The sequence below is a fragment of the Herminiimonas sp. genome (assembly GCF_030645555.1).
Lineage (GTDB): Bacteria > Pseudomonadota > Gammaproteobacteria > Burkholderiales > Burkholderiaceae_D > Oxalicibacterium.
The window spans coordinates 1-1,825 of record NZ_JAUSME010000201.1 but is presented as its reverse complement, the minus strand read 5'-3'; the positions used below and the strand labels follow the sequence as shown (position 1 = coordinate 1,825).

The window sequence follows — 1,825 nt, the reverse complement described above, 5'->3', positions numbered from 1 at the left end:
GACGGCTGCGGATTTGTACAAGCTGGGTTTTCGCGCGCTGGCCGAACTGGACCGGATGGCAGACAAGTCGGCGCAGAATGTGCTGGCGGCGCTGGAAAAATCGAAATCGACGACCTTTGCACGCTTCATTTATGCGCTCGGCATACGCCATGTCGGCGAGGCGACGGCAAAGGAACTGGCACGTCATTTCGGCAATCTGGAAGCTCTGCTGCAGGCGTCGGAAGAGCAGTTGCTGGAAGTGGCCGATATCGGCCCGGTGGTTGCGAAATCGATCATCAGTTTCCTGGTCGACCCCTTGAATATTGAATTGATTGCGCAGTTGCAGGCGGCCGGCGTCAGCTGGCCGGAGCATGTGGTGGAGAGCCAGGCCAAGCCGCTGGCCGGCAAAACCTTTGTCCTGACCGGCACCCTGCCTACCCTCAGTCGCGATGCCGCTGCCGAGAAAATAGAAGCGGCGGGCGGCAAGGTGGCCGGTTCTGTTTCAAAGAAGACCAGCTATGTCGTTGCAGGAGCGGAGGCAGGCAGCAAGCTGGCCAAGGCAGAGGAACTCGGCATCACGGTACTGGATGAATCAGCGTTGCTAAACTTACTGGAATTCCATGAACAAGATTAGAAAAGCAGTTTTCCCGGTCGCCGGCCTGGGCAGTCGTTTCCTGCCTGCCACCAAGGCGCAGCCTAAGGAAATGCTGCCGATAGTCGACAAGCCGCTGATCCAGTATGCGGTGGAAGAAGCCGTTGCTGCCGGCATCACCGAAATGGTGTTCATCACCGGCCGTAACAAGCGCGCGATCGAAGATCATTTCGACAAGGCGTATGAGCTGGAAGCGGAACTGGAAGCCGCCAATAAAAAGGCCTTGCTGGACCTGGTGCGTAACGTCATCCCCAAGCATGTCAATTGCATCTACATCCGCCAGTCTGCACCGCTGGGCCTGGGCCATGCAGTATTGTGCGCGCGTCCGGTGATCGGCAATGAGCCATTCGCCGTGTTGCTGGCCGATGACTTCATGGATACCGAAGCCGGCACCAAGCCGGTGCTGGCGCAGATGACGGAGATCTTCGCGCGCGAAGGCCACAGCATACTGGCCGTACAGGATGTGCCGCGCGCAGAAACCAAACAATATGGCATCGTCAGCGCCACCCCTTATCAGCCGAATCTGGAGCTGGTGAACGCGATCGTCGAAAAGCCGCAACCTGAGCTTGCGCCATCGACGCTGGCGGTGGTGGGGCGCTACGTGCTGACCAGCAGGATTTTTGATTATCTGGAAACGCTCGGCAAGGGCGCCGGCGGTGAAATACAATTGACCGACGGCATCGCCGCGTTGATGCAGGCCGAGCAGGTGCTGGCCTACCGCTACACCGGTCAGCGTTATGATTGCGGTTCCAAGCTCGGCTATCTGAAGGCGATGGTCGCGATGGGGCTCAAGCACCCGGAAACCGGCGCCGCTTTCACAGACTATTTGAAGACGATCAAATGACGGTAAGAGAAATCCTGAAGATGGGCGACCCGCGCCTGCTGCGCATAGCCGAACCGGTACCGGCCTTCGGTACGCCGGAGCTAGACGCGCTGATCGTCGACATGTTCGACACGATGTATGCAGCCAACGGCGCCGGCCTGGCTGCGCCACAGATAGGCGTGAATCTGCGTCTGGTGATTTACGGCTTCAAGCAGAACACGCGCTATCCGGATGCGCCAGCGGTACCGGAAACCGTGCTGATCAATCCGAAACTGCGACCGTTGTCAGCCGAGATGGAGGAAAGCTGGGAAGGTTGCCTGTCGGTGCCCGGCTTGCGTGGCGTGGTGCCGCGTTTCAGCAGCTTGCATTAT

At 59.0% G+C, this 1,825-nt stretch carries 3 protein-coding genes; all 3 read left to right on the top strand.

What is annotated here, in order from left to right; all coding sequences use genetic code 11:
- The coding region (locus Q7T06_RS07825; protein ID WP_304782999.1) for a helix-hairpin-helix domain-containing protein at positions 1-613 on the top strand (613 nt) is incomplete at its 5' end.
- Positions 600-1,475, top strand: coding sequence for a UTP--glucose-1-phosphate uridylyltransferase GalU (gene galU / locus Q7T06_RS07820; RefSeq protein ID WP_304782995.1), 876 nt, complete (start codon positions 600-602; stop codon positions 1,473-1,475). The genes Q7T06_RS07825 and galU, both read left to right, overlap by 14 nt.
- Positions 1,472-1,825 (top strand): peptide deformylase (locus Q7T06_RS07815; protein WP_304782992.1); only part of this gene is annotated, 354 nt, incomplete at its 3' end. The genes galU and Q7T06_RS07815, both read left to right, overlap by 4 nt.

Excerpts from the sequence above, each read along its gene's own strand:
- galU (WP_304782995.1), top strand. The coding sequence starts at position 600 with ATGAACAAGATTAGAAAAGCAGTTTTCCCGGTCGCCGGCCTGGGCAGT.